Below are 26456 nucleotides of genomic sequence, written 5' to 3'. Positions count from 1 at the left end.
TTAGAATTTGAAATTATAGGAAACGGCGGGTATCATATTACCAATGATGGAAACTTGTCTGGCCTGTGTATTGACCAAATCGCCTGGTGCTGGTCTGGTGTCTTCCTGAGTAAAGTAGATAGAAAATGGATTCTTTCTTCCATAGAGATTATATACAGAAAACACCCAATAGCTCTCGTTTTTTCTTCGCTCCCCATTCCGCTTGAACCGTTTGCCCTGCAACGTGGCCGAAAAGTCAAGTCTATGATAGACCGGTATTCTAAAGTTGTTTCTTCCATCTCCATAATTGTAAGGAACCACATAATCGCCTACCTGATACCTCGAGGTAGGGAAAGTGGTCGGTGTACCAGTCAAGAAAGTGAAATTCGTAGAAAAGCTCCATCTGTCATTCACATCATAGAAGGCTGCTAACTTTACATTGTGACGTTGATCATATCTGGTTGGATACCAGTTGCCATTATTAATGCCATCAGTTTTCAACTCAGTTTTTGCCAACGTATAGCTGACCCATCCTGTGAACCTTCCAGTATTTTTCTTGGCGTAAAGCTCCAATCCATAGGCTCGTCCTTCTCCAATCAAAAGATCTCCTTCAATTAATTCATTGATTAATAAATCCGCCCCATCGATATAGTCGATCTGATTCTCTGTTTTTCTATAATAGACTTCGGCCGAAAATTCGACATTGTTGTCTGGTCCAAAATTCCTGAACCAACCCAAGGCAACCTGATGTCCAATCTGCGGCTTGATATTGTTGCTACTCGGCGTCCAAACGTCCAGTGGGTTAGAGGCGGTAGTATTAGAGATCAAATGAAGGTATTGACTCGTTTTATTATAGCTGGCTTTGAATGAGTTGTACTTATTCAACTGATACTTCACAGAAATCCGAGGTTCAAAATTGTCGTAGCTTTTGATGGTCTCTCTGCTGTCATATTCTACTTGTCCTATTACAGGCTTTCTTATTCCTGGAATCGTATCGCCATACATGTAGGCCGTACCAGAACCTAGTAGACTAAAGTGAGAATACCTGATGCCATACTGTAGCTGAATGTCATTGCCAATCTTCTGATCGTTCGAAACATAAATGGCTGACTCTAGTGCATTTTTTGATGGCAAACTAATATCACGTGCTTCACCGTTGCTTACCCCTATGGCGTTCGCTGGTTCGAACTCGAGGAAAAGTAATTCACCTCCAAAGGAGAACTCGTTGTTGGGGTTAATGAAATAGGTGAACTCCGGTTTGAAATCATAATTTCTAATTCTGGAGTTCCAATCGAACTGATCCATTTCGTCTTCCCCAAAGGCAAGCACGTAATCATAGTCACTAAAAAAGGCCGTGAAATTGGCAAAAATTCTATCTGTGAAAATATGATTCCACCTCAAAGTGGCGGTCTTGTTTCCCCAATTGAATCCCTGATTGGCATCAAACTTGAAATTGTCTCTACCAAAATACCCTGATAAGAAAACTCTGTTTTTCTTGTTGATATTCCAGTTGGTCTTCATGGTGAGATCGTAGAAATTAAGCGCTGCTCCATCACTAAGTGCATCGGTAAATAGTTTGGCAAAAACATCAATGTATGATCTCCTTGCTGCAATAATGAAAGAGGCTTTGTCTTTTACAATCGGGGCTTCTACGGCCACTCGGCTAAAGATGGTACCAACACCTCCTTGAGCCGCAAATTCCTTGCTGTTGCCTTCCTTCATCCGGATGTCCAATACGGATGAGATTCTCCCTCCATATCTCGCAGGAATACCCCCTTTGATCAAATTGACATCTTTTACCGCATCTGGATTAAAAACCGAAAAGAATCCCAGCATATGAGAAGAATTATAAACTGGTGCCTCATCTAATAGGACCATGTTCTGACCTACACTTCCGCCTCGCACATTAAACCCCGAGGCTCCTTCACCTACCGTCGCAACACCGGGTACCATTTGGATACTTCGGAGCACATCGGCTTCTCCAAGAAAGGATGGTATCTTTGTGATGGTCTCAATATCCAACTTGTTGGTGGACATTTGAATACCCGATACATTTACATCCTCTGGCTCAGCTGAAATCACAATTTCTTCAAGCTGCTGGCTTTCCGAAGGTAGTTCCACATCGATCCTTTTGTTTTCTGTCAATTCAACCTTATGAACTACACTGAGAAAACCGATGTATCTGTATTCGATTTCATAAGTTTCCTCTGGTAGTGTGATTGAATAAAATCCATAAGCGTTTGTAATTACGCCCTGAGAAGTTCCTTTGATAAGTACAGTTGCACCGATCAGAGTCTCTCCGTTGCTTGCATCTTTTACGTAGCCACTAATCGTATTTTGTGCCTGAGAATAAAATGTCAGACAAACCAATAGTTTGGCCAATAGTAATTTGTTCATTGAGTTTAGAGTAATTTTTATTTATTAGCTGTTCTTAACTTTTGTGAAGACGAACCTCATTCTACAATCACTTAGAATATTCTTAAGTTTAGATTCAAAGTTTCCTCTTCACGTTTTGAGTTAGCGTATGTCAATATGCTGACTTACAGAAAGACAGCTTTTAGACGCAAATGGTTACCAACTCACTGGAAAAATTCAATTTCTAGAGTCAAGAAAACCAAACTTTAATCTACCCCTACAAAAATTTGAAAAAAGTCTAAACGGGATTATCTTATTTCTTTTTATGCCCTTTGGTGATTAGCACAAAAGTTTCCATGTCAATGGCTCCGATCGCCTTACCGATTACATCTAATGGAAGGTTTTCCAATTTCCGGAATCGGACGCAACTTTTTCCCATATCCATTTTCTTTCCACTGGCTCGATATTCATTTTCAAAATTCATTCTTAAAGTTTCATCACAATAAATCCCGCTTAGATATACCGCCATATGGTTTTTTTGTGACGCCAGTGCAGCAAACATCAGTGGCTTCTTATTGTAGGTATCCGGATAAACTTCGAGCGGCACTTCGTAGCTGATCATCCCGTAGTTCATAGTTTCTTCGATGCCCTTTGGGAGATTTTTGAGAATAACATCGCGAACTGAACTAATGGCCCGAGCGCGATCTTCCGGAAGTGTTTCAATATATTCTTGTACTGAAGTAGCTGAGCTTTGCATGGCTTTTTATTTGATAGCAGCTAAAATTAGCACATTCATAAGAGAACCACCAGAGATAAAATATGCTTTTAATGTATAAGGGTATGCTTTAAATGGCCTAAATCGAGGATTTAGACACAAAATAGTTCCCCTATCATCACCGTCTTCAAACCTCTTATCACGGAATTTGCCGTCTATCACAAAATCTCCTCCCCCATAAAGGATACACGTTTATCTACTTGTTAAAAATTCAAATACCATAACCATTTATATTATGAAGACAAAAACTAACATGCAAGCACTTTTTACAGCAGCGCTTGTCGCTTTGCTGTGTTGGGAGGTAAGTGCCCAAAACGTAACCACACCAAGGGCCGTTGTCCCTGCGAGTGAAATGACACAAACGATTGGCATCTCGACGGTGAAGGTCAATTATAGCAGACCTCGAGTCACGCTTAGAGGAACTGATCGTACAGGGCAGATTTGGGGTACATTGGTGCCTTATGGATTCGACGCTACAACGTTTGTAGACGGAAGCAATATTCCATGGAGAGCCGGTGCGAATGAAAATACCACTGTTACTTTCTCGGATGATGTAAAAATTGAAGGCAAAGATTTGAAAGCCGGAACTTATGGCTTGCATATGGCCATTTATGAGGATGGAAAAGCAACCGTAATTTTCTCAAACAATAGCTCTTCCTGGGGAAGTTTCTATTACAAAGAAGCAGAAGACGCACTTAGAGTAGACGTACAAACTATGGATATCGCTCATACGGAGGTTCTGACTTACGATGTAGTTGCTATGGATAATACGAGTGCAACAGTGGCATTAAAATGGGAGAAAAAAGCAATCCCATTCAAAGTTGAGTATGATGTACACGAAATCGTGCTAGCTAATTTTAGAGATGAGTTGAGATCTATTCCTGGATTCGGATGGCAAGGACCTAATCAAGCGGCACAATATTGTGCACAAAACAACATCAATCACGAAGAGGCCATTCAGTGGGTGGACCGATCCATTGCTAATACTAAAAATTTCAACAACCTAGCCACTAAGGCACAATTGCTAACTCAGCAAAATAAAACAGCAGAGGCTCAGAAGCTCAGAGACGAATCTGTAGCCTTAGCTAATGTAGGTCAACTGAACTTCTTAGGATATCAAATGCTGGGGCAGCAGAATTACGATAAGGCTATTGAGTATTTCACACTAAACGCGAAAAGAAACCCTAAAAATGCTAACTGCTGGGATAGTTTAGGTGAAGCCTATAAAACAAAAGGAGATAACAAGAATGCCATCAAGCATTTGAAGAAGTCTCTATCCCTCAACCCCGCAGCCAACGTAAAAGCTAACTCCATCAAACTTTTGAAAGAGATGGGCGTAGACACGAGCGCATACGGATCTTAAGATTTTTCCAATTTGGATAATGTTTGGGGCCAGCAAATTGCTGGCCCTTTTTTATTACTCAGATCTTAGAATCTCAGCCGGATTTACTTTGGTGACGTTTAGAATTTGACCTGTCACGGTCAGTCCAACTGTAATTGCCATTAGAGCGATGGACAGTATAAATGGAATCGCGGTGATCTGCAAAGGGTCTTGATACATCAGATTTAACAATTTGTCCATTAACAGGTATCCCAATGGAGCTCCAAGAAAGAAGGACACAACCATAACCCACAAGTATTCTTTGTTGGCTAGCTTAATTAAAGTTCCTCTCTCAGCGCCAAGTACTTTTCTAACTCCAAATTCCTTCATTCTTCGCTGAAGATTGAATGACAACAATCCAAATAGGCCCATACATCCAAGTATGATGGCAAAAAAGGAAACTACACCCATGAGCGCGATATTGGCGTCGTTGGATTGATAGAATCCATCAAAAGCAAACATCTGAAATTTTCTATTGAATGGGTCATTGGGAGCTATATCAAACCATGCTTCACGTACCTGGTCGTCGATATCAAACATTTGATCTTCGGGAACCTTGAATGTAAAGTATAAGAAATCTTTTGGGTCAGTGAGTGTGAAGAAGGCCGGTGTCTTTTCGGAATGAAAACCGTATAGATAAAAACTCTCTACCACCCCAATAACTGTAAAGGTACTGCTGTCATGGGTGAACGTTTGATTTAATGGCTCCAACCAGCCCATCTTTTTAACAAATACATCGTCAATTATTGCCAAGTTGGATGCTTCTGCGTTCTGTCTTTCATCAAAGTATTTACCTTCCATCAGCCTTAAGTTCATAGTCTGAGGATAGTTTGGTGCACATCGATAATGATTAGATTTGATTTCCACTCCGAGGTTTTCTACAGTAGTAAGTGGGTCATAAGAATTGATATGTGCATTAGAAGCAGTGAACATCTCAACTGCCGGAATCTGTTGAGCCAATTTTGACAGTTCATTATATTGATGCTCGTTTTGAATGACAACAGTAAAGAGACCGTTTGGATTATATCCCCAATCTTTAGCATTAAAATGCCTGCCATTTTCTGAGAAAACAAAACAGGCAACCACTGTCATAAATGCCAGTATTAATTGCATGGACAAAAGGACCTTGCTAAATAAATTCTTTCCACCTAGTTTTTGGTTTCCTTTAAAAATGCTCACCGGCTGAAATTTGGAAATATAAAAGGCAGGATATGAGCCTGAAGCCAGGCCAATAACCACCAATAGGCCTCCAAAAAAAAGTACACCTAACCTAAAGGAAGAAAATGTAAATGGCATGGCAAATGGAAGCATCATATTAAATCCAGGTACAAAAAGGTAGTAACTCAGGAGAGTTCCGAGGGCCATGGAAAATGCGCATAGTATGACGTTTTCGGTCATGAATTGATGCACTATATGCGTTCTGTTGCCTCCCATCACTTTGCGCAGTGCTATTTCTTTCAAACGTTTGGCTGCAGAAGCCACTGCAATATTCATATAATTGAAACAGGCTAATGCCAGCAATATGAATGAAATTATTCCTATGGTTAATCTTCCGGCTGGATGTCCTCCCATGGCAATGCTTCTACGGATTTCATAAGAACGTAACGCAAACTGGTCTAATGGAACAAATTCGAATTTCTCAATCTTCCAATCGGATGTAGCCTCATTGTGCAAAGTGATGTATTTGTCCATTTGAGCGTCTAATTCGGATGGAGAATGTCCTTCATTCAATTGGACAAAAGTGGCTGAAGTCAGCCAATCCCAAGAAACATTTTCATCTCTTAACTCTCTTATGTTGGACACAGGAACAAGAACGTCAAATCTAAAACTGGTATTGGCAGAATACTTTTCCAGTACGCCGGCGATGGCATAAGACTGGGTGCGATTTCCATTAAATTTGATGGAAATAACCTGCCCAATTGGGTCCTCCTCACCAAAGTATTTTTCAGCTATCAATGAGCTGATGACCATGTTCTGTTTTTCGCTAAGAGCATTTCTTGCTCCAGATGCTAGCTGGAAGTCAAACATATTAAATATGGAAGAGTCCACATAAGTAATTGTTTCCCTAAACACCTTGTTTTCATAGCGCATATTTCCATAATCGAACTTTGCTCGTACCACGTTCTCTACTATGGTGTGATTGTCCTTGAGGTCCGGCCCTAATAGGAAGGGATTTGTTGCCCAAAATTCCGTTCCGTTTTCGTCTGTCACATGATTGATTAGTGCATATATGCGATCTTTTTTCGAATGAAAGGAGTCCATATTGTGTTGCAAATCCACAAATATGAATACTGTGATTGCCGAGCCTACGGCCAGGGCAAGTCCGAAGATATTAATAATGGAAATCACCCAATTCTTGGAGAGATTTCGAAATCCGATTTTTAAATAACTGTTAAACATAATGAGTGAGTTTATTTTGAGTTTGTTTGACTTTTTCAGATTAGACCACCTAAAGAATCTGATTACATCCCAGATATATTTGCGTTTGGCCTTCTTTTCTCCTTCTTCTGCAGCCCGACGATAAAATAGTTCCTCCGTATCTCCTTGAATTTCTTCCAGAAGATCAGGGTGACAATACCATCGTAAAAACCGATCAGCCCATTTGGGAGGAATAAGGTTCACTATTGAGAAAAATTAAAAGTGAGTTTTGGTATGGCATTGTAGAGTTCATTGCGCAAGCCAATAGATTGATCCAAAGCAGTTTTTCCTTCGAATGTGAGTGTGAAATATCGCTTGCGTCTACCTCCTCTCTCGTTGGTGGCACCGCCCATTCTGGATTGTACGAATCCTTTCTTTTCCAATCTCTTGAGTACCTCATGAACGGCACTAATGTTCACACTTCTTCCGGTCCTAGAAGCAATCTCATCCATGACTGCCACTCCATAGGCCTCATCAAAAAGGGCTCCAACAGTGAGCAACGTCAATTCTTCAAATTCTCCTAAATGATTTCCTTTCGTATTTCCCATTCGATAATGATTTGTTATACAAACGTGAATTTAATGTATTAGTTTCAGTTTTGTATAATTTCAGTTGCCTAATTTTCAATACACCGATGATCCTATAAGATTGAAGAATTATTTAACTTGACGGAAACTTCCGAGCTATGAAATCTACCTTACCCCTCATCATGACCGCTCTCCTTTTGGCTTCCGCCCAATGCGAAGAGCCCAGTTCTTCACAACCATGTATCGATGAATCCAAAATCGACCCCGATGGTATCTGTACAATGGAATATAGTCCAGTTTGTGGCTGTGACAATAAGACCTATAGCAACGCATGTAATGCCTTAAATTCTGGTGTGACGCTTTGGGAAAGTGGCGAATGTGAATAGCAGGTTTATACAAGCATTACTATCTAAACCCATCCACCTTTGTAAGAAAAAATGAAGTTCAATCTAAAAATGCCCGTTGACCTAAAACCCTATTATGAAAAAGAAGTCGTGGACTATCGTAAAGCACTGACCAGAGACCATCAAGATCAAGTTTGGTATCACTTGGAGCGTGCTCATATTATCGCGCAGGCCTATCCCTGGCCACATACCAAAGTGCATTGGAAAATGCTTCGCCAGGGGGTTCGTGAAAAAAGTTTTCGAGAAATTTTTGGACAGGTGATTCGACTATCGTTGGGTGGCCCGTTTTCATTTATCAACCAAATACCCAAGGGGAACATCGGTAGCACAAAGGTTTCAATGACCAAACCTCAGCAAATACCTGCAGACATAATGAAGATGTTTTCAGAACTGGAAAATAATTGAAGTTCCTACATCCCCATGAAAGAAAACTTCGTTTCATTCATCAAACAGAATTGCACCTATGAATCTACAAACAGACTGGAGCAAAATCCGGAAGCATTTCAATCAAAGTTTTAAATCTAATCTTCACGTTTCGATAGCCTCAGTTGGTTCAGACGATAGGCCAACAGTCACACCTATTGGCTCTCTCTTTTTGAATGATAACCAGGCTGGTTTTTATTTTGAAATGTTTCCATCCAAACTCCCTGCACACGCAAGTATCAACAAGAACGTATGCGTGCTTGGTGTGAACAGTAGTCGATTATTTTGGATCAAGTCCTTGTTCAAAGGAAGGTTTGAACACTATCCGGCAGTAAAGCTTTATGGCCAACTCGGTGAGAAGAGAAAAGCGACGGACCGGGAAATCGCCAGACTCAAAAGACGAATGAGATCTACAAAAGGTCTGAAGGGTCATAAATACCTCTGGGGACAAATGGAGTCCGTACGTGAAATTTATTTTCAGCAGGCAGAAACTATTAATCTGGCCAAGATGACACAGGAACTTTAAAAGGGTAAATAGATATTCACCCTTTTACGTTTTCATTTCCTACTCACCCAGATGAAATAATAGGCTCACATTAATCACATTGTTGATGAGTTGTTTGTACGGTTCATCCAGTGGCAAATTTAGTGTAAGTCCAGGCTCGAAATTTCTGGTTAGATAGCTCAATCCCAGAGCAAACAAAAAAGAAGAACTGTCATCTTCTGCATATTTAGAATCATCACCAATGCCCGTTCTACCGCTGATACCGGCCAATATGCCTATTCCATTTTCTGTTCTTACCCCTATTTGTCCCGAATAGTCCAGGTATAATGCTGAAAGTTCAGCATCCGAATCACGGAGATAAACCAGGCCACCTCTAAACCTATAGTATGCTCCCGCATCATTTATGTTCTTTTCCGCTATCGCTCTGGCGGAAAGTCCCCAAACATTAATAAAGAATTTTTCTTCTCTGTTGGGTACAGAAAACGCACCAATGGAACTCGCAAACAATTTGTCGTCGGCAGTGGTCGGCAGATAAACTCCAAACTCTCCCCTAATTCTTTTAGACCGATCTCCTGTCCGAAGGCCTAGATACAGGTTTCCCACCGTTGTCTCGGATACAGATCCAAAGAAATCATCTGTTGCCTTAAAGTGTGCTATGGGCAAATCGACAATTAATTCACTTTTCTCCCCGATGGAAAAACCGCCGGACAAATCATAAGTACCTGTCAAAAATCCCAGGTCACTATCTCCTTTTAAACTGACTTTTGAAAATTCAAAAGCCACAAATCCTGGTTTATTATTATTGAGCCAAGGACTTTGCGCCAAGGAGTTGAACGAAAAAAGGAATATACCAATGAGGGTCGTGAGTTTAGTTTTTTGTAGTATCATGATTTTGTTGACATTATTTATTAAAAGTAATGTCTAAATAATGCAAAACGTCAACACTTCTCCGTGAATTTATCCGATGGCAACGGATTACTACCCTACCATTCCTTTTAACAAGGCTCTTACAGCCTCAAATCCATTGACGCTAAACTTAGCTGCCGAATTCGAGCTTCCTACTTTGATGGTGTAGGCGTCTTTCGGCATGGCTTTGAAGGTATCTTCGTCAGTCCAGTCATCGCCAACTGCCATAATGAAATCAGCTCCTTCGTAGCGCTTCATCCAATTTCGTGCGGCGCGGCCTTTATTGATCTCTGTACTTTTTATTTCCACTACCATATCACCTTCAAGTACCTGAAGATTCTGATTCGATGCCAGGTACTTTAGATGACTGGTCAGTTCTCGGGTTCTGAGCTCACCAAGCCCGGTTTCTACCTTTCGATAGTGCCAAACCAAAGAATAGTCCTTTTCCTCCACGAAGGAACCCGGTGTTCGTGCTACATAGCCTTCTAGTACTTCCCTGGTGCTTGCCTTCCACACATCGGTAAGGTTGGTAATCGTGTGCCATTCTTCTTTATGAGCCCTAAGCCAAACGCCGTGCTCTCCAATGAGGTCTACTTTCGATGACTTAAACCATTCTCCCAAGGTTTCCTTGTCTCTGCCACTTATGATCACCACATGGGCTCTTTTGGTTAGTCCGTTTACTATATCATACAACTCTGGATCTGGTCTGGCTGCCTGTGGGTCGCCGTAAAACCCTTTGAGGGTTCCATCATAATCAAGAAATATCAACGGCTTCTTAGACTTTTTATAAGTCGTGTTCAAGGCCTGGCTAGACTGGTCATCAAGCAATTTTGTGGTGAGAGAACGTTGGGCTTTTTTCACGATTTCAAGCCGATTCATAAAAAGATCAACCCAACTGTAGATGTTGTATCTTTTGATTGTGTTCTGCATGACCGTCATTCGCTGGACTTGTTCACTTTCTTCCATTTCAAGCGCTTCTCGAATGGCTTCAACCATTTGCTCACTATTATTGGGGTTGACCAATAAGGCATCTGACAATTCCTTAGAGGCACCTGCCATTTCACTTAGAACCAGCACGCCTTTTTTGTCGAGTTTACTGGCAATAAATTCTTTACAAACGAGGTTCATTCCATCTCGCATAGGACTGACTAGGCAGACATGCGCCATTCGGTAAAAAGCAGACAGGGCATGTAGCGGATATGATCGGTAGAAGTAATGAATAGGTGTCCAACTCAAACGAGAATACTGACCGTTGATCCGACCAACCAGTAGGTCAATCTCTTCCTTCAGCTCTTTGTATTTACCCACCTGATCACGCGAGGGGACAACCACCATTAGCATGGACACCTTTTCCAGGTACTCAGGATGACGGTCCAGCAACTTTTGAAAGGCCCTGAGCCGTTGAGGTATCCCTTTCGAATAATCCAATCTATCAATGGACAGAATTAGTTTCTCTGTCCCAATACTGGTTCGATAACGGACTTCTCTTTCTAGCGTCTCTGGTGCAGCGGCCGTTTCAGCATACTTGTCATAGTCGATCCCCATAGGCAAGGCATCGGCCATAATCTGGCGGTTGTTGTAGTTGATATTACCATGTTCATTACCAACCCCAGCCAATCGACTCACTGAAGAAAGGAAATGTCTGGTATCGTCATAGGTATGAAAGCCTAAGAAATCGGCTCCAAGCATTCCAACTAGCAATTCACGTCGCCAGGGTAACAATCGAAATGATTCATAAGAGGGAAAAGGGATGTGAAGAAAGAATCCAATTGAAATATCCGGCCGTTCTGCTCTGATCATCGCAGGCAACAATAGCAATTGATAATCATGTATCCAGATGATATCATTCGGATTGGCGTTTTTCAATATTTGGTCAGCAAATTTTTGATTTACTTTTTTATACGACTCCCAATATTCTTCCTTGAATTCTGAGAATTGGTTGAAGTAATGAAAATTGGGCCATAATGTTTCATTGGAAAACCCTTCGTAATAAAGCTCTATATCTTCATCTGTCAGAAAAACAGGCGCCATGTTCTGCTCCTTGAGTTCATTCTCCGTCTTGGTCTCTTCCTTTTTGTTTGACAGAACAGCGCCAGGCCAACCCAGCCAAATATTATCGCCTTGTTTGTATATAGAACCCAGACCAGTAGCCAGGCCTCCTTCACTGGGCATAAAGGTGAGTTTGTCTTCTTCTTTTACAATTCTTACCGGTAGTCGATTAGATACAATGATTGTTTTGGATTTTTGCAATGTAGCCATGATTTAATTTTGAAATTAAGATTACTTATCAAAATCGTAAAACGGGATCATTTCACGACATTGGTACAACGTTGTACTTAAAGAGTCAAGTACACCAATCAGTTCTGGGTCAACTGTAGTTTAAATGTAAGTATAAATATTGAGCTAAGATTGAGTAATAACACAATCTGCATGATTCTCTAATAATTTTTGATGCCTGATGTGTGATCATAGTATCATTTTAGATCAACATAGTATCTGATAAAATCCTGATTGGATTTGCTTCTCAAAAGACTGCACCTATTCTTTGCACAGATTGAATTAGTCGAAGATAATCAACTATCAGCATCCCATGACCAAAAGAAAAACGTTACTTTTTCACCTTATAATAACTACATTCTCCTTCATGACTCTTGCAATGCTAGCAAGTTGCAGTGAAGATGAAGAGAACTCGATAACTCTTCCTGAGCTTTTCGCGGAAGGCAATACACAAATTGAGGTAGATGTCAACGATACAATCTACCTGGAATTTTCAAATGTTTTCAGAGGGTTTGATTCGACTTACTATGTCACGTCAAACCAATCTTACTATCAGGCAAGGTTGATCTCTATTTCTTTAGGTGATCTGGCCTTCGACTCCTCAATTGTTGCTACAGACCGAATGGAGATCTGGAGTAAAGAATTGTTGCCATCAAGCTCAATGGTTGATTTAGTTATTGAGATTCAATGGCTGGATGAAAGTGGGGTATTGATAGAAACAACTACAAAACAATATGAAATCAGTACAACTTCGGTGTCTTTTCCAACCGAAGTAATCATAGGTACTTACCCTGTGAATAGACAATATTACTTTCTAAAGAGTGAATATGACAAGGCCTTTTTCTTTTTGGAAAGACTTCCAACAGATATTTCGAAGCTCTCGGTCTCCTGGCTGAATACAAGTGGCGAGGTTTTTCACGCTTCTGGCGTAACTAAAAACCAGGAAAAGAACAGACTAGACTTTGATCTGCCCACGCTAGAAAACGAAACCATTTATGCAGTTGAGCTATATGATAACAGCACTCTCCTCAAAAGGATTGATTTTCGAACCAGTAAATATGACAAGTTTGAGCAAAAAATAGAAAACCTTGCGCATGAGCAAAAAGCTAACATTTCATATAAATTCAGGACTGTGTATGGCCTCAATCAGACAGCTTCAATTATTGATGAGGGGTTCGATCTGGCAGAAGCGGGTTCTGGCCTGGCAAGTTTTATCGGGCAAGACTCTTATGTTCACCCTTATTGCACTGGTTTGGTTCAACTGGCATTTAACCCTGAAGGGAATGATTGGTTCAATCTGTATATTAAATCGCTAATTTATGCTCCCTTTTCTAATTTTGAATACGAATTTACCGGTCCCAAAGAACTTGGTGACTCGCTATTTTTAAATATGAATTTTGAATTTGAAGACGAGTTATCTGGTTTGACTGATACAGAGATACAAACTGGATTGGCAAACCCTATATCAACAACAACGTTCAAAATAGGCAACTACATTTCATTTTCAACTTGGTACGAATTTGGCAACCTTAGGTACGAAGTAATAAATAGCGATCTTCCTCCAACTCCCCGCATGGAGCTAATATCAGATCATCTTTTAAAACCTGTAAGCCCAGATGCCTATAAGTATGACATGAATTACCGCTTACCTGATGGAACTATAACATCAAGCCGCACCTATGAGATGCTGTATGAATAGGCTCTCATAAAAAAGAGCTTTGGACTAATACAGCAAAATTTCATCGCGCCAGTGTAGATAATCCGACATTCCAAGGTTTTCGAGTTTTTTTAGCTCCTCAATAGAGCCGTTCCTTTCCACCCATTTTCGAACTTGATCTGTACCATTCAAAATGTCGATGGGAAGTAGTTTTTCTTCATACTCATAAGGCGGCTGCTTCCACTGAAAATCATGATCTAGATGGTGATAAAATTCACGGCATAAAACCTGACCAACTGCCCATGGAGTAAACGCTTCAAAGTCTGTCACATGAACCTGATAACCATGGCACACTTTTCCGGCATGTTTTTGAAAGGTCGGTATATACGAAACCGGACGAAGGACAAATCCCTTCAAATCAGAGGCCGCAAATATGTTGTTTAGGTGTTCGAGCAATTTGTAATTTGCCATTGCCGGATGGCCAACCGTCTCAAGGCTTTTGGTGGTACCTCGTCCTTCCGAAATATTAGTTCCTTCAAACAATACTGTACCTACAAAAGAAAAGGCTGTTTCAGGATTAGGGAGGTTAGGGGATGGAAGTACCCAGGGCAATTGGGTGTCTCCGAAGAACATCTCGCGATTCCAGCCCTGCATTTCAATAACGGTAAGTTCACAGTCAATCCCCCAATGCTTTTTGGCCATTAAAGCGACCTCACCAATAGTCATTCCATGGCGCATGGGTAACTCGTGCCGTCCTACAAATGACTGGTAAGACAAATCCAGCATATTTCCTTCAACCTTTATTCCTCCAATCGGATTGGGGCGATCCAAAATAATCACCTCCACACCATTTTCGGCACAAGCCTCCATCATATAGGTCACCGTGTAGATATAGGTATAGACTCTGGTACCTACATCTTGTAGGTCTATAAGTACATGGTCGAGCCCCTGAAGCATTTCTGCTGTTGGTTTCCTTGTTTCTGAATAGAGGCTATAAACGGGTAAGTCGTAATGTTCATGGTGGAAATGACCGGACTCTACCATATTATCCTGTACATCTGCAAAAAGACCATGTTGAGGAGAAAAGAGTTTTTTAAGTCTAGAACCAAATACTGACTTAACCACATCAATGCCATGGACGTAGTTTGTATCTACAGAGGCCGCATGGCAGAGGTAGCCAATGTTGCCTTTTAGGTCTAATCCATTCTTTTTTAACGTTTCTAATCCTGTAATGACCATTAGTTGATTTTCTCCCGAAGATACTTTGCCGTGTGGTTATTTTCCAACTTGACCATCTCGTCCGGTGTACCGGCAAAACATAAACTCCCTCCGCCATCACCACCATCCGGGCCAAGATCAATGATCCAATCGGCTGATTTTATGATCTCCATATTATGCTCTATGATCACTACAGAGTTACCTTGATCAACTAAAGCATTGATACTGTCAAGAAGCTTTTCTATGTCTTTAAAATGAAGGCCAGTGGTTGGCTCATCAAATATGAAAAGGATTTTTTCTTTGTTCTGACCTTGTCCTTTACCAAGGAATGAAGCCAGCTTCACACGCTGTGCCTCTCCTCCGCTGAGCGAGTTTGAAGATTGGCCGAGCTTGACATATCCTAATCCCACATCGTCCAATGGCTGGAGCTTAGAGACAATTGATCTTTGATCTCTAAAGAAGTCCAGGCTTTCCTCAATGCTCATATCCAAAATATCAGCGATGTGCTTATCCTTATAGGTCACTTCCAGAATGTCGTCTTTGAAGCGCTTGCCTTTGCATTCATCACATGTAAGGTGCAAATCGGCCATAAACTGCATTTCTATTTTCACCTCTCCTTCTCCCTGGCAAGTTTCGCATCGTCCGCCATCCACATTAAAGGAAAAATGTGCTGGCTTCAAATTTCTTTGTTTTGCGGTGGGCTGATCTGAATAAAGTTGTCGGATGGCATCGTAGGCCTTCACATAGGTAACAGGATTTGATCTGGAGCTGCGCCCTAATGGATTCTGATCAATCATCTCCATGCGTTGGATCATTTTGTAGTCACCATCCAAGCCGCCAAACTTACCTGTTTCCTCACCGGTCACCCCCACAATTTTGCCCAAGGCCGGATAGAGTATTTTTCTGATTAAAGTCGACTTGCCCGATCCACTCACACCCGTCACCACAGTAAGCACGCCCAGGGGAATGGACACATCTATTCTTTTCAGGTTATTTTCTCTCGCCTCCAGAATATCAATGCTATGCTTCCAAGGTCTCCTTCTGGTCGGTGTTGGAATGAATTCAATCCCATTTAAAAAGCGAGCGGTAACGGACTCTTTTTCCTCGAGTATGGCATCCCAATCTCCCTGGAATACCAATTCTCCGCCATGAATTCCCGCAGCCGGACCGATATCAATAATTTGGTCGGCGCGCTTCATTACTTCTTCTTCGTGCTCAACTACGATCACTGTATTTCCCAAATTTCTTAGTGTGTTGAGTACGTTGCCCAAGCGAGCAGTGTCTCTGGGATGCAAACCGATACTTGGTTCATCCAGGATATACATGGAGCCGACCAGGGCGCTACCTAATGAAGTTGCTAATTTAATTCTCTGATATTCTCCTCCCGATAGGCTAGAGGTCAAACGATTGAGAGTGAGGTAACCAAGCCCCACTTCCTTCATATAACTCAGTCGATTTTGAATTTCCTTCAAAATTCTCTTTGCCACCTGCCTGTCAAAATCGCTTAGTTCTAAGCTTTCAAAAAAGTTTAGTGCCTGATCGATAGGCATCAGTACCAATTCAGAAATGGGCTTTCCACCTACTTTTACATAAAAGGAATCCTTGCGGAGTCGTGTGCCTTTACAATCCGGGCACGTAGTCTTGCCTCGGTATCGTGAGAGCATCACGCGATACTGAATCTTGTGTAATTGGGACTCAATAAAGGCGTAAAAGGCATGAAGTCCTTCAAAATTACCTTGACCTTCCCAGAGCAGGTTATACTCTTGCTCTGTCAAGTCCTTGACCGGTCGGTGCAAAGGAAAATCTATTTCATGTGCCATTTGCAGCAAGGGCTGCAACCATTTTTTCATGGTTTCGCTTCTCCAGGGAACTATGGCTCCTTCATATACCGAAAGGTTCTTGTCCGCTATTACCAAGTCCGGATCTATGCCCAGCACTTTACCAAACCCCTCACACTTACGGCAGGCACCGTAAGGGTTATTGAAACTAAACAGGTTTACAGAAGGTTCTTCAAACAGCATCCCATCCAGCTCGAATCTATCAGAGAACCTTCTAACCTCTCCATTTGTAAATTGAATATGACAATCGCCATGGCCTTCGAAAAAAGCCGTTTGGATAGAATCAGAAAGACGAAAGTTTGCATCCTCATCCTCGCGATTTACACTCAATCGATCAATCAAGATTTCAACGCTATTAGGATCCACTTGCTCGACATCCAAATCCTCAATTTGCTCCACTCCTCCATCAATCAGCACTCGAGTGAAACCTTTGCTCAGCAGAATATTAAACTCTATTTCTAAGGTTCGGCCTTCTGTCAGGGTCAGGGGAGCACTCACCATAAATTTGGATCCATTGTCAAATGTGTTGATGGTATTGACTACAGAAGATACGGTATCTCTTTTAACTGGCTGACCACTGATAGGCGAAATGGTTTGACCTATTCTTGCATAAAGCAATTTGATATAGTCATAAATCTCTGTGGTGGTACCCACTGTAGATCGAGGGTTTCTGGTGTTTACTTTTTGCTCAATAGCCACTGCAGGAGAAACACCTTTGATATAATCCACCTCTGGTTTTTCCATCCTTCCGAGAAACTGGCGGGCATAAGAGCTCAGGCTCTCTACATACTTTCTTTGTCCTTCGGCAAACAAGGTGTCAAAAGCCAGCGAAGACTTACCTGACCCTGATAACCCGGTCACCACCACTAACTTGTTCCTGGGAATGGCCACACTCAGATTTTTAAGGTTATTCACCCTGGCACCTTTGATGATGATATAGTCCCTGGGGTCTAATTGGTCAATGTTTTTAGCTACCTTATTTTCTAATGTTTCTGCCATCGAGAGAGAGAATTTAACAATCCGCAAAGATAGAGATACGAGAGTCAAAAAGCATAAGATCGAAAAATATTGATTTTTTTAGCGAACTTTGTCACAAATAAGGATTCATACTGTCCTTGTATATGCAAACAAACAATTGAAATGGAAATATTAATCTTTATGTTGGTGATGTGGTACGGAGGTTTGTTCTTTCAAACTTTCTTCTTGCATCGATATTCTGCTCATCAGAGTTTTACAATGTCCAGATTCGGGGAGAAGCTTTGTTACTTCCTTACCTGGGTTTTTCAAGGCTCAAACTACCTGAGTGCTTACGGCTATGGAATCATGCATCGTATGCATCATGCCTATGCGGATACAGAAAAAGATCCTCACTCACCGAAATACGATGATAACTTGTTTGCGATGATGTGGCGAACCAAGACCACGTACTCTGCGATTACAAGCAAAAAAATGGAAGTTGATAAGAGATTTACGGACAACGTACCCGAATGGACTGCATTCGACAAGTTTGCCAGATCTTGGGTCTCAAGGATTGCCTGGGGAGCAGCTTATAGCTTTTTCTTTTTAGCTTTTGCTACGGCCTGGTGGCAATGGTTGTTTTTACCTGCTGCCTTTCTAATGGCCCCAATTCATGGCGCAATTATCAACTGGTTTGCACATGTCTATGGTTATGTAAATTTCAAAGTAGGGGATACTTCTAAGAACTTGCTACCATTTGATTTTCTAATGATGGGCGAAAGCTATCACAACAATCACCACAAACATGGCAACAGAGCCAATTTTGGCGGTGTGCGTTGGCACGAAATTGACCCTACTTACTTAATTATGTGGGTGATGGATAAAATTGGAATCATTCATATCAATAAGCTGGAGGTTTCAGTAAAAAGAGAGAGCTTCAAAAAGGCAGCCTAAGGTAATTTGATTGCATCTCAAAAGATTTAAACCCTGATCGCTTGGTCAGGGTTTTTTTATGCCGTCACTTCGACCAGCGGCGGTTCGCCGACGCGAAGAAGTCCCCAACAGTACTGCAAGGGTAGGAGTTTCCGACTTCAGTTGTACAACGGGAGACTTCTTACCTCACTCCGTTTCGTATCGAAGTGACGTACTTACCGAAACTACTCCTTCTGCCTCAGGGTATTTTTCATCTCTTCTTTCTCCTTTCGGAAAAGGTCGAGCAGATAGATCATCTCATTTTGGCTTTTGATATGAGACAGGGCCAACTCCGGCGAGCGATAGCTGTAGATGCGATAAAGTTTTAAGGTGAGCAGGACTGCCAGAAAAATAAAAGCGACTGCACAACTCATGGTCCAGGCCAACCTCAGTCTATCCTCTTGTCTTTTGACTTTGTTGAAGTAGTTGGAAGTAATAAGCTGAACTTTATATTTTTCACCCGCCGCAATTAGGTCATGTTGACGCTTAAGAAAAGATTCATTTTCAGAAACATATTGATCTCTATATTTAAATGCTTCTTCCGGTTGAGAAGCTTGAAGACATTTTGACAAGATGTGATACAAATCATAATGTTCTGGAGTTCGCGGTACTTCGTCAAGAAGTGATTTTGCCTTTTCGGAATATATTTTACAAAGATCAATACTGTTCTCTAGAAGCGCCAATTCAGCCAAATCGCGGTATGCAAGAAAAAAATCTCGTGAATTGCCCAGACCTTCATAAGCCTCAATTGATCTTTCATAGTAAGCCCTGGCTTTGTTGTAATTCTTTTGTTCTTTGTAGGAAGATGCGATATTATGAAAGGCTCGTCCCCTATACAGAGAAGGTACATCAGAATCCAATTGAATCATTTTATCGAACCACCTTCTTGCCTGATCATATTCTTGAAGGTCATTATAAATTAACCCGAGTTGATTATAGGTCTTGTGTTTTGCCTCTATGTTAGACTCGGGAATAATATCAATCAACTCTACTAACAGCTTAGTTGATTCCGCCATTTTTCCAATTCTACGCAATGACATTGCTTTGTTTTGAATGAGCTTCACAATTGCTTCATTGTCATCTGCTCTTTGAGCTAAAGCAATCCCTTTATCATAAAACTCAATTGCAGCATCATGACTATGATGATACCAATAAATCTGACCCAGTGTGATACAAATATTGGCTTGATCTATAAGAGATTCTCGAGTATTAATTGGCAAATAAAGGTCAAGGGCATCTAAAAAGTGAGGTATGGATTTACCGAGGTAGCCTTGCTTATATGTAATATAAGCTATGGCGAATTCTCCCTTAGCTTGTCCCAGACTATAATTTGCTTCCTTCGACTTATTAAGTATCATTTGCGCAAGGAGTGCTGCGCTATCAAGATCAGTACTATAGTACGCTTTCATCTGCTCCTTAATTGCGATGATTTCTTGTACGGCCTTGTTCTTTGGACTGAAAAAAGAAGATACGACCACAGATATGACGACTAAAAGTTTCATAATTAAATTAGGTTTGGCGCTTTAAAGGTAACATATGGATGTTAGAAAGTATTGATAATTATTATAAATGGTGCGTTTTAGCTTTATTCAATTTGAGTAATAAAGGCAGACATCTTGCAATGCCTGCCTTCAGAAGCTAGGTTCCAAATAAAAAATTAACCCGGACCGTTTCCACTGTTGGGCTCATCATTATTGGGACGACTGGTATCTTCAATCTCATCAATCTGAATTTCGTCCACTTGATCTTCACAAGCAGAGAATCCGAACATTGAAACAAAAACTAGCGAGAAAATTACAATTACTCTTTTCATAATAATAAATTTTAGATGTTTGAAAAATTTTGAAAAAGAGTAAATATCGGAGATAAATTTGATGCATTCGGGAAGGGCATTTTACTAGGTCCCTTTAAGGTCGCTTCTACCGCTCACAGCCATTGTCCTCCGCTCGTTCATTTGTACCTTGGTGAATTGCTTTGGCATTGATTAGGTTGCATACAAATCCACTAAATCCAAAAAATGAGAAAAATACTAGGGTTATTATTGATTGCTCTGCCTTTGTTTACACAAGGCCAAACGGATGCTCGACCTGATGACTTGTTGAAAAGTGATTTCCATAAGCAAAAGCGTGCCGAGCTTCGTGCCAAAATGCCTGACAATTCTGTCGCCATCTTCTTTGCCAATGCCATTCGCAATCGGGCAAACGATGTTGATTTCCTTTATCACCAGGATCCCAATTTCTACTACCTAACAGGCCACAAAGAGCCTCACGCCGTTTTGTTGGTTTTTAAAGACAAGCAGGAAGTAAACAATGAGCGTTTCGATGAAGTCATATTTGTAAGAGGACACGATGCCCTCAGAGAGTTGTATGATGGTCCTAGATTGGGAAAAGACGGAGCTGAAAAGACACTAGACATCGAAGTCAATTTTGAAAACCCAAGTTTTAAAGGCTTCAATCTCGACTTTTCTAAATTCGATCAGGTGCTATTTTATGATTTTCAGAATGATGTGCGCAACACAGAAGAAGAGGGTGATTTGTTTGACCTCATTGAGCAATTCAAGCAAAAGGCCGGATACAAACAAGGTGATCTGGCGATCGAACCACAAAAAAATAACCTGGACGTGGTGAGCCTCGATACGCTGATGCGTGAATTGAGAGGAATAAAAACAAAAGAAGAGTTGGACTTGGTCAGGAAGGCGGTAGATATTTCTACCATTGGTCAGCGAGAAGTCATGAAAGCCATGCGACCAGGCATGTCGGAAGCTGAAATCCAGGGCATTCACGAATTTGTGTTCAAGAAATATGGAGCCGAATTTGAAGGCTATCCGAGCATAGTAGGAGCGGGGAATCACGGTTGTATTTTACACTATATTGACAACTACAAGCCCGCAATTGAAGATGGAGAACTAATCTTGATGGACCTCGGGGCAGAATATCATGGCTATACAGCGGACGTAACTCGAACTGTGCCCGTCAATGGAAAGTTCACCAAAGAACAAAAGTTGATTTACGATTTGGTATATGAAGCCCAGCAAGCTGCCGCTGATACTTGCAAGGCAGGCCTGCCCTTCCCTGTATTATATGAGACCACGGCAAAAATTGTAAATGAAGGACTTGTAGAATTAGGCCTTTATGAAAGTTTGAAAGACGAAGACATTATTAATCCCGAAACCGGAAGAAACCGATACTACCCACATGGGTGTTGTCATCACATCGGTTTGGATGTGCATGACAAAGGTCTGTACGGTACACTTGAGGAGAACATGACCATTACTATTGAACCTGGTATTTATATTTCAAATGGAAGCCCGGCTGATAAAAAGTGGTGGGACATTCCGGTCAGAATTGAAGACGACTATTTGATTACTAAGGATGGCTGTATTTTGTTGTCTGACAAGGCTCCACGTAAGTCGGACGAGATCGAAAAATTAATGAAAGAACCCAGCATTTTTAGCGATTACCGTTTACCAGAATTGAAGGCTGGAGAATAATTACAAGCAAATAAATAGCTGACCGCTTTCCCAATCGGTGCGAAATGTTCTTAACATTTTGCACCGATTTTCACATTCCTCTCCGGTCCCCAGATTAAACCGGTAGCTGTGCCACGGGCAAATAACTTCACCCGATGAATTAATCGTCCCTCTACTTAAATCTTCACCCAAATGAGGACACTTGTTTTCAAATGCGATGAAGCCTTGACCTGTGTTGGCAAGACATAATACCATTTGGTTTAACCTAATCTTTTTGATTTGGTTTAGTGGAATAACCTTCTCAGCCTGTTCTTTAGATTCAAAAACAAGATATTTATCCATCCAATTCGGCTTTATTCTCTAATATTAAACTTTCGACACAACAATACCTTATGAATTGTCAAAGAAAGAAATTCAATCTCAATAAAAAATTTGCCTACCTCAATTGTGCTTACATGGCGCCCTTATTGAAGAAAGTAGAGAAAGCGGGCGTGAGTGGAATCAAAGCCAAACGCCAACCCAACAAAGTTACTGCCGGGGATTTCTTCAAAGACGCAGACACCCTACGCCATTTGTATTCAGACCTGATCAACAATCCTGAACCCAATCGGATTGTAATGATCCCATCCGTTTCCTATGGGATTGGCAATGTGGTCAATAATATCTCCATAAAAAAGGGTGAAAACATTGTGTTGACAGAAGGTCAGTTTCCAAGTAATGTGTACCCATGGAAAAATCTTTGTGATAAATATGGCGCAGAAGTGATTTTAGTGGCAGCCCCTGATACGGAAGAACGAAGAGGTCAAAAATGGAATGAGGAAATTTTAGCGGCGATAACCGAAAAGACAAAAGCAGTAAGCTTAGGCCATGTGCATTGGGCAGATGGAACCGTATTCCAACTCAAAGAGATTCGCAAAAAATGTGACCAGGTAGGAGCAGCCTTAATCATTGATGGCACGCAGTCGATAGGAGCTTACTCTTTTGATATTCAGGAGATTAAACCCGATGCACTTATTGTTGCCGGATATAAATGGCTTCTTGGGCCATATACCAGTGGACTTGCTTACTATGGTCCGCGATTCGATCAAGGTGAGCCCATTGAACACAACTGGATTAATCGGCTGCACAGCGAAGACTTCGCTAACCTGGTCAACTACCAGGACGAATATGAAGAAGGCTCCATGCGGTTTGGGATGGGCCAGCAAAGTAATTTTATTGCCAATCCGATGCTGATCACCGCTATTAAACAAATTAGCTCCTGGGGAACCGAAAACATTCAAAATTACTGCTCATCACTGATTGAACCAATATTGAACGAAGTCAGGGATATGGGATTATATGTAGAAGATATTGATACCAGAGGGTCACACTTGTTTGGCATTAAGTTTCCCCAGGAAAAAATGGAGACACTAAACACGACACTCAAGGTCAATCGCGTCAGTGTTTCTACTCGTGGAGAATTTATCCGTGTCTCTCCTCATGTGTACAACGACGAACGTGATATGAAAAAATTAATGCGGGCGTTAAAAGAAGCTATATAAATGATATTGAAAAAAAACTTATTACTGCTAGTTGTTTGTCTTAGCGCCCTGTTTAGTGCCAGATCACAAGATCTTCTCAATTTGCCATCATCTATCAAGTGGCAACAAATCAAAAGTGAACATTTTAAGATCATTTATCCGAAAGGCTTAGATGAGGAGGCGCAGCGTACGACCAATATTTTAGAAAACATCTACGAGCCCGCGAGTAATTCCCTGGATACTCGCCCCAGAAAATTTCCGGTCATTTTACAAAATCAACATGCCGTTTCCAATGGTTTTGTTACTGTAGCTCCCTATCGATCCGAATTCTACATGTTCGAACCTCAAAATTACCGTCATCAAGGCAACGACAGGTGGCTCGAAAGGCTGGCTGTTCATGAGTACCGACACATAGTACAATTCGAAAAGGCCATTACTCCCTTTAATAAAGCCATGTACTTTTTGATGGGAGAATTCGGCCCATTCTTATCTGCTGCCATGGCAGCTCCACAGTGGTTTTACGAAGGAGATGCCGTAGGTATTGAAACGTCATTCGGAAGATCGGGTCGAGGAAGAATACCTTCATTTCTGATGGCGTTCAAGGCCAACCTAATTGACAAGGATGGATTCAATTACTATAAGCAGCATTTGAAATCTTTTAGGGACTTTGTTCCGAATCACTATGTGACCGGATATTTAATGACTACCCATCTCAAAAACAAAAGTGGTGTAGATGTATGGGGCAAAATCGTAGGGAGATCATTCCGTATCCCCTTTGTTCCTTTCACCTTCTCAAATTCCATGAAAAAGGAAACGGGAAAATATTTATTACCAACGTACGATGAGATGCTGGAGCAACAAAAAGAGCTCTATACTGAGCAGTTGAATCAAATCAAGCCAACCCAGTTCACCGCCATTGAACATGAACGAAATAAGAACTTCACGAATTATTATTTTCCAAGACGTGTTCTTGACGATCAGATTTTAGTTGTTAAAACAGGCTTTTCTCTAATACCGGCACTGGTACTCATCGATCCATCAGGAAATGAAAAGAAAATTCATGAGTTAGGTGCCTGGCAAAACCCTGACGGACTGAGTTCGAATAATTCTTCTGTGGTTTGGGCCGAGCTCGAACTAGACCCAAGGTGGCAAAGACGAACTTATTCCGTGATTAAAAAGCTTGATCTAAGAACTAAAGAATTAACCCGATTAGGTAAAAAAACAAAATACATGGCTCCTACCATCTCCAACAATGGAAAATGGGTAGCGGCCATTCATCAATCGGAAGATCACCGTTTTGAAATCCACTTGCTCGATGCGAATACGGGAGAACTGGTTCGAGCCTTTGAGAATAAAGAGAACTTCCAATACTCGGTTCCTCAATTTGATCAACAAGACGAAAACCTAATCCTATTGAAAAACAAAGATGACGGCAAGGAGATTATTCGAAAAAATGTAGCTACCGGACAAGAGGAAAGTCTCTATTGGTCCGATACTGAAAACCTTGGAAACCCGATTGTTAGGAATGGTTGGTTGTACTATGCTTCTGACAGAAACGGGATTGATAATATTTTCGCCATGAATATGGAAAGTCGGGTCAACTATCAAGTGACAAGTTCGAGATTTGGTGCTTTCAGCCCGCGAGTATCTTCAAAAGGAGAATTGCTTTACAACGACTATACGGCGGATGGGTTTGAAATAGCCTCCGCTACAGGTGATTCAAAAACGTGGGTTCCTTCAGAAAAAGCAAAATATGTTGGATTCAATTTTCAAAAACAGATGGTGGAAGAAGAAGGGTTTGAAGATGTTCTTTATAATTACCCAGACTCATCATACCAAACTTCCAGATACCCAAAAGTTGGACGAATACTGCGTCCGCACAGCTGGGGGTTAGATGCTATTCCCAATAAAAACAATTATTCTTTTGGCGTTTTCTCTAAAGACTTATTGCAAACGACTACACTATCCGCCAGTGGTATATACAATAACAATGAACGAAAATGGAGATTTGTCACACGAGGAAGTTATCAGGGTTTCTACCCAATCGTTGATGCAAGTTTTGGCTTTGGTGTCCGTACAGTCGATGTCATAGGCCCGCAGAGGACACAAACTTATGGTTGGGATGAAAATAACCTTAAGATTGGACTTCGTGTACCTCTTTATTTGACCAATTCGAAATACACAAGAAAAGCAGAAGCCAGGGTTAGTACGCAGTACATTGCCGTAGAAAAATATGATGTCCCAGTGGTCGAACTAACACATGTCCGAAACGGAGAATTGATTGCCATGGAGTATGAGGCCTCTTTTCAGCGGCTGCTTAAGAAAAGCTTTCTGGATTTAAACAGTCGATGGGGACAAACGCTGGAAGTGAACTATAAGCATACGCCTTTTGTAGGTGATTATAATGGGGAACAGTTTTCGGTTGAATCCAGCTTGTATTTCCCCGGAGTTTTCAAACACCATTCCGTTAGACTGAAAGGAGCCTATCAGTTCAATGAGAACTCAGAGTATGAATTTTCAAGCCCTATCACATTTACGCGAGGTTTCAGCTATATTTCATTTGATCAATTCACAAATCTTTCATTCAACTATAAACTACCGGTTCTATATACCGATTTGCATCTAGGTCCCATTTTCAATTTGCAGCGCATTTATGTCAATGGGTTCTATGACTATGGAATAGGAAAGAATGATAATGAGACCAGTGTGGACATCAAGTCCTTCGGCGCAGAGGTTTCTTTCAACTTTAACGTATTCAGGCTTTTACCACTTTTTGATATGGGAGTAAGATATAGTTATCGCCCGGACTTCGAAGATGAAGTAATCGAAGTCATATTCGGTGGAGTTACCTTCTGATAGCTGGTCAACCGGCAAC

Annotated in this window: 20 protein-coding genes; 9 read left to right on the top strand and 11 right to left on the bottom strand. The window is 41.2% G+C overall.

What is annotated here, in order from left to right; genetic code table 11:
* Complete coding sequence (locus ABJD64_RS18315; protein WP_348180805.1) at positions 1-2376, bottom strand: TonB-dependent receptor; 2376 nt, start codon at positions 2374-2376, stop codon at positions 1-3.
* A 271-nt stretch (positions 2377-2647) separates the two neighbouring features.
* On the bottom strand, positions 2648-3091 hold the full coding sequence (locus ABJD64_RS18310; RefSeq protein ID WP_348180806.1) for a DUF1801 domain-containing protein: 444 nt from the start codon (positions 3089-3091) through the stop codon (positions 2648-2650).
* Between the two features lie 253 nt (positions 3092-3344).
* On the opposite strand from ABJD64_RS18310, the gene ABJD64_RS18305 reads away from it, so the two are divergent.
* Positions 3345-4472, top strand: a complete 1128-nt coding sequence (locus tag ABJD64_RS18305) for a DUF2911 domain-containing protein (protein WP_348180807.1) — start codon at positions 3345-3347, stop codon at positions 4470-4472.
* 54 nt (positions 4473-4526) lie between these two features.
* Here ABJD64_RS18305 and ABJD64_RS18300 read toward each other — a convergent pair whose 3' ends face one another.
* Both ABJD64_RS18300 and ABJD64_RS18295 read right to left on the bottom strand, forming a co-directional pair.
* The gene (locus ABJD64_RS18300) at positions 4527-7112 is read right to left on the bottom strand and encodes an ABC transporter permease (protein WP_348180808.1); all 2586 of its coding nucleotides are present in this window, start codon (positions 7110-7112) and stop codon (positions 4527-4529) included.
* Positions 7112-7456 carry a helix-turn-helix transcriptional regulator gene (locus tag ABJD64_RS18295; protein ID WP_348180809.1) on the bottom strand — a complete coding sequence of 115 codons (345 nt, stop codon included), beginning with the start codon at positions 7454-7456 and terminating at the stop codon, positions 7112-7114. The genes ABJD64_RS18300 and ABJD64_RS18295 overlap by 1 nt, the downstream gene beginning before the upstream one ends.
* A 137-nt stretch (positions 7457-7593) precedes the next feature.
* On the opposite strand from ABJD64_RS18295, the gene ABJD64_RS18290 reads away from it, so the two are divergent.
* The 3 genes from ABJD64_RS18290 to ABJD64_RS18280 are packed head-to-tail and all read left to right on the top strand — an operon-like array spanning position 7594 to position 8788.
* Positions 7594-7821, top strand: a complete 228-nt coding sequence (locus ABJD64_RS18290; RefSeq protein ID WP_348180810.1) for a Kazal-type serine protease inhibitor domain-containing protein — start codon at positions 7594-7596, stop codon at positions 7819-7821.
* 51 nt (positions 7822-7872) lie between these two features.
* A complete protein-coding gene (locus ABJD64_RS18285; protein ID WP_348180811.1) occupies positions 7873-8244 on the top strand; it encodes a DUF3703 domain-containing protein in 372 nt (123 codons plus the stop codon).
* A gap of 58 nt (positions 8245-8302) precedes the next feature.
* Complete coding sequence (locus tag ABJD64_RS18280; RefSeq protein WP_348180812.1) at positions 8303-8788, top strand: hypothetical protein; 486 nt, start codon at positions 8303-8305, stop codon at positions 8786-8788.
* A gap of 39 nt (positions 8789-8827) precedes the next feature.
* Here ABJD64_RS18280 and ABJD64_RS18275 read toward each other — a convergent pair whose 3' ends face one another.
* Positions 8828-9655: a hypothetical protein gene (locus tag ABJD64_RS18275; RefSeq protein ID WP_348180813.1), complete on the bottom strand. Its 828-nt coding sequence runs from the start codon at positions 9653-9655 to the stop codon at positions 8828-8830.
* Positions 9656-9745: 90 nt separating this feature from the next.
* Complete coding sequence (locus ABJD64_RS18270; protein ID WP_348180814.1) at positions 9746-11932, bottom strand: bifunctional alpha,alpha-trehalose-phosphate synthase (UDP-forming)/trehalose-phosphatase; 2187 nt, start codon at positions 11930-11932, stop codon at positions 9746-9748.
* A gap of 331 nt (positions 11933-12263) precedes the next feature.
* Here ABJD64_RS18270 and ABJD64_RS18265 point away from each other — a divergent pair, with 331 nt between their 5' ends.
* Positions 12264-13649, top strand: coding sequence for a hypothetical protein (locus ABJD64_RS18265; RefSeq protein WP_348208205.1), 1386 nt, complete (start codon positions 12264-12266; stop codon positions 13647-13649).
* 24 nt (positions 13650-13673) lie between these two features.
* Here the strand turns inward: ABJD64_RS18265 and ABJD64_RS18260 are convergent, their stop codons facing one another.
* Together ABJD64_RS18260 and uvrA are read right to left on the bottom strand one after the other, a co-directional pair.
* Entirely contained in the window at positions 13674-14846 is a 1173-nt protein-coding gene (locus ABJD64_RS18260) for a DUF1343 domain-containing protein (RefSeq protein ID WP_348180816.1), read from the bottom strand.
* Positions 14846-17662 carry an excinuclease ABC subunit UvrA gene (gene uvrA / locus ABJD64_RS18255; RefSeq protein WP_348180817.1) on the bottom strand — a complete coding sequence of 939 codons (2817 nt, stop codon included), beginning with the start codon at positions 17660-17662 and terminating at the stop codon, positions 14846-14848. Before uvrA ends, ABJD64_RS18260 begins: the two co-directional genes overlap by 1 nt.
* A 141-nt stretch (positions 17663-17803) precedes the next feature.
* Between uvrA and ABJD64_RS18250 the strand changes: the two genes are divergently transcribed.
* The gene (locus ABJD64_RS18250; protein WP_348180818.1) at positions 17804-18574 is read left to right on the top strand and encodes an acyl-CoA desaturase; all 771 of its coding nucleotides are present in this window, start codon (positions 17804-17806) and stop codon (positions 18572-18574) included.
* Positions 18575-18777: 203 nt separating this feature from the next.
* Here ABJD64_RS18250 and ABJD64_RS18245 read toward each other — a convergent pair whose 3' ends face one another.
* Positions 18778-20094 (bottom strand): tetratricopeptide repeat protein, encoded by a 1317-nt coding sequence (locus ABJD64_RS18245; RefSeq protein ID WP_348180819.1) that lies wholly within the window; start codon positions 20092-20094, stop codon positions 18778-18780.
* Positions 20095-20249: 155 nt separating this feature from the next.
* Positions 20250-20405: a hypothetical protein gene (locus tag ABJD64_RS18240; RefSeq protein WP_348180820.1), complete on the bottom strand. Its 156-nt coding sequence runs from the start codon at positions 20403-20405 to the stop codon at positions 20250-20252.
* A gap of 204 nt (positions 20406-20609) precedes the next feature.
* Between ABJD64_RS18240 and ABJD64_RS18235 the strand changes: the two genes are divergently transcribed.
* Positions 20610-22082: an aminopeptidase P family protein gene (locus ABJD64_RS18235; protein ID WP_348180821.1), complete on the top strand. Its 1473-nt coding sequence runs from the start codon at positions 20610-20612 to the stop codon at positions 22080-22082.
* Here the strand turns inward: ABJD64_RS18235 and ABJD64_RS18230 are convergent, their stop codons facing one another.
* The gene (locus tag ABJD64_RS18230) at positions 22083-22403 is read right to left on the bottom strand and encodes a Rieske 2Fe-2S domain-containing protein (protein ID WP_348180822.1); all 321 of its coding nucleotides are present in this window, start codon (positions 22401-22403) and stop codon (positions 22083-22085) included.
* A 113-nt stretch (positions 22404-22516) separates the two neighbouring features.
* On the opposite strand from ABJD64_RS18230, the gene ABJD64_RS18225 reads away from it, so the two are divergent.
* Both ABJD64_RS18225 and ABJD64_RS18220 read left to right on the top strand, forming a co-directional pair.
* The gene (locus tag ABJD64_RS18225; protein ID WP_348180823.1) at positions 22517-23602 is read left to right on the top strand and encodes an aminotransferase class V-fold PLP-dependent enzyme; all 1086 of its coding nucleotides are present in this window, start codon (positions 22517-22519) and stop codon (positions 23600-23602) included.
* Positions 23603-26437: a hypothetical protein gene (locus tag ABJD64_RS18220; RefSeq protein WP_348180824.1), complete on the top strand. Its 2835-nt coding sequence runs from the start codon at positions 23603-23605 to the stop codon at positions 26435-26437. It begins immediately after the preceding gene.
* Positions 26438-26456: the final 19 nt, after the last annotated feature.

This window comes from Reichenbachiella sp., assembly GCF_039944555.1.
In the GTDB taxonomy this organism is placed as follows: Bacteria; Bacteroidota; Bacteroidia; order Cytophagales; family Cyclobacteriaceae; genus Reichenbachiella.
This window is presented reverse-complemented; position numbering and strand designations above follow the sequence as displayed.

What these genes read in the sequence shown, in the direction of transcription:
- ABJD64_RS18260 (WP_348180816.1), bottom strand. Translation starts at nt 14,846, where the DNA reads ATGGTCATTACAGGATTAGAAACGTTAAAAAAGAATGGATTAGACCTA.
- ABJD64_RS18280 (WP_348180812.1), top strand. Translation starts at nt 8,303, where the DNA reads ATGAATCTACAAACAGACTGGAGCAAAATCCGGAAGCATTTCAATCAA.
- ABJD64_RS18285 (WP_348180811.1), top strand. Translation starts at nt 7,873, where the DNA reads ATGAAGTTCAATCTAAAAATGCCCGTTGACCTAAAACCCTATTATGAA.
- ABJD64_RS18310 (WP_348180806.1), bottom strand. Translation starts at nt 3,091, where the DNA reads ATGCAAAGCTCAGCTACTTCAGTACAAGAATATATTGAAACACTTCCG.
- ABJD64_RS18270 (WP_348180814.1), bottom strand. Translation starts at nt 11,932, where the DNA reads ATGGCTACATTGCAAAAATCCAAAACAATCATTGTATCTAATCGACTA.
- uvrA (WP_348180817.1), bottom strand. Translation starts at nt 17,662, where the DNA reads ATGGCAGAAACATTAGAAAATAAGGTAGCTAAAAACATTGACCAATTA.
- ABJD64_RS18315 (WP_348180805.1), bottom strand. Translation starts at nt 2,376, where the DNA reads ATGAACAAATTACTATTGGCCAAACTATTGGTTTGTCTGACATTTTAT.
- ABJD64_RS18230 (WP_348180822.1), bottom strand. Translation starts at nt 22,403, where the DNA reads ATGGATAAATATCTTGTTTTTGAATCTAAAGAACAGGCTGAGAAGGTT.
- ABJD64_RS18275 (WP_348180813.1), bottom strand. Translation starts at nt 9,655, where the DNA reads ATGATACTACAAAAAACTAAACTCACGACCCTCATTGGTATATTCCTT.
- ABJD64_RS18240 (WP_348180820.1), bottom strand. Translation starts at nt 20,405, where the DNA reads ATGAAAAGAGTAATTGTAATTTTCTCGCTAGTTTTTGTTTCAATGTTC.
- ABJD64_RS18220 (WP_348180824.1), top strand. Translation starts at nt 23,603, where the DNA reads ATGATATTGAAAAAAAACTTATTACTGCTAGTTGTTTGTCTTAGCGCC.
- ABJD64_RS18295 (WP_348180809.1), bottom strand. Translation starts at nt 7,456, where the DNA reads ATGGGAAATACGAAAGGAAATCATTTAGGAGAATTTGAAGAATTGACG.
- ABJD64_RS18265 (WP_348208205.1), top strand. Translation starts at nt 12,264, where the DNA reads ATGACCAAAAGAAAAACGTTACTTTTTCACCTTATAATAACTACATTC.
- ABJD64_RS18225 (WP_348180823.1), top strand. Translation starts at nt 22,517, where the DNA reads ATGGCGCCCTTATTGAAGAAAGTAGAGAAAGCGGGCGTGAGTGGAATC.
- ABJD64_RS18290 (WP_348180810.1), top strand. Translation starts at nt 7,594, where the DNA reads ATGAAATCTACCTTACCCCTCATCATGACCGCTCTCCTTTTGGCTTCC.
- ABJD64_RS18245 (WP_348180819.1), bottom strand. Translation starts at nt 20,094, where the DNA reads ATGAAACTTTTAGTCGTCATATCTGTGGTCGTATCTTCTTTTTTCAGT.
- ABJD64_RS18250 (WP_348180818.1), top strand. Translation starts at nt 17,804, where the DNA reads ATGGAAATATTAATCTTTATGTTGGTGATGTGGTACGGAGGTTTGTTC.
- ABJD64_RS18305 (WP_348180807.1), top strand. Translation starts at nt 3,345, where the DNA reads ATGAAGACAAAAACTAACATGCAAGCACTTTTTACAGCAGCGCTTGTC.
- ABJD64_RS18235 (WP_348180821.1), top strand. Translation starts at nt 20,610, where the DNA reads ATGAGAAAAATACTAGGGTTATTATTGATTGCTCTGCCTTTGTTTACA.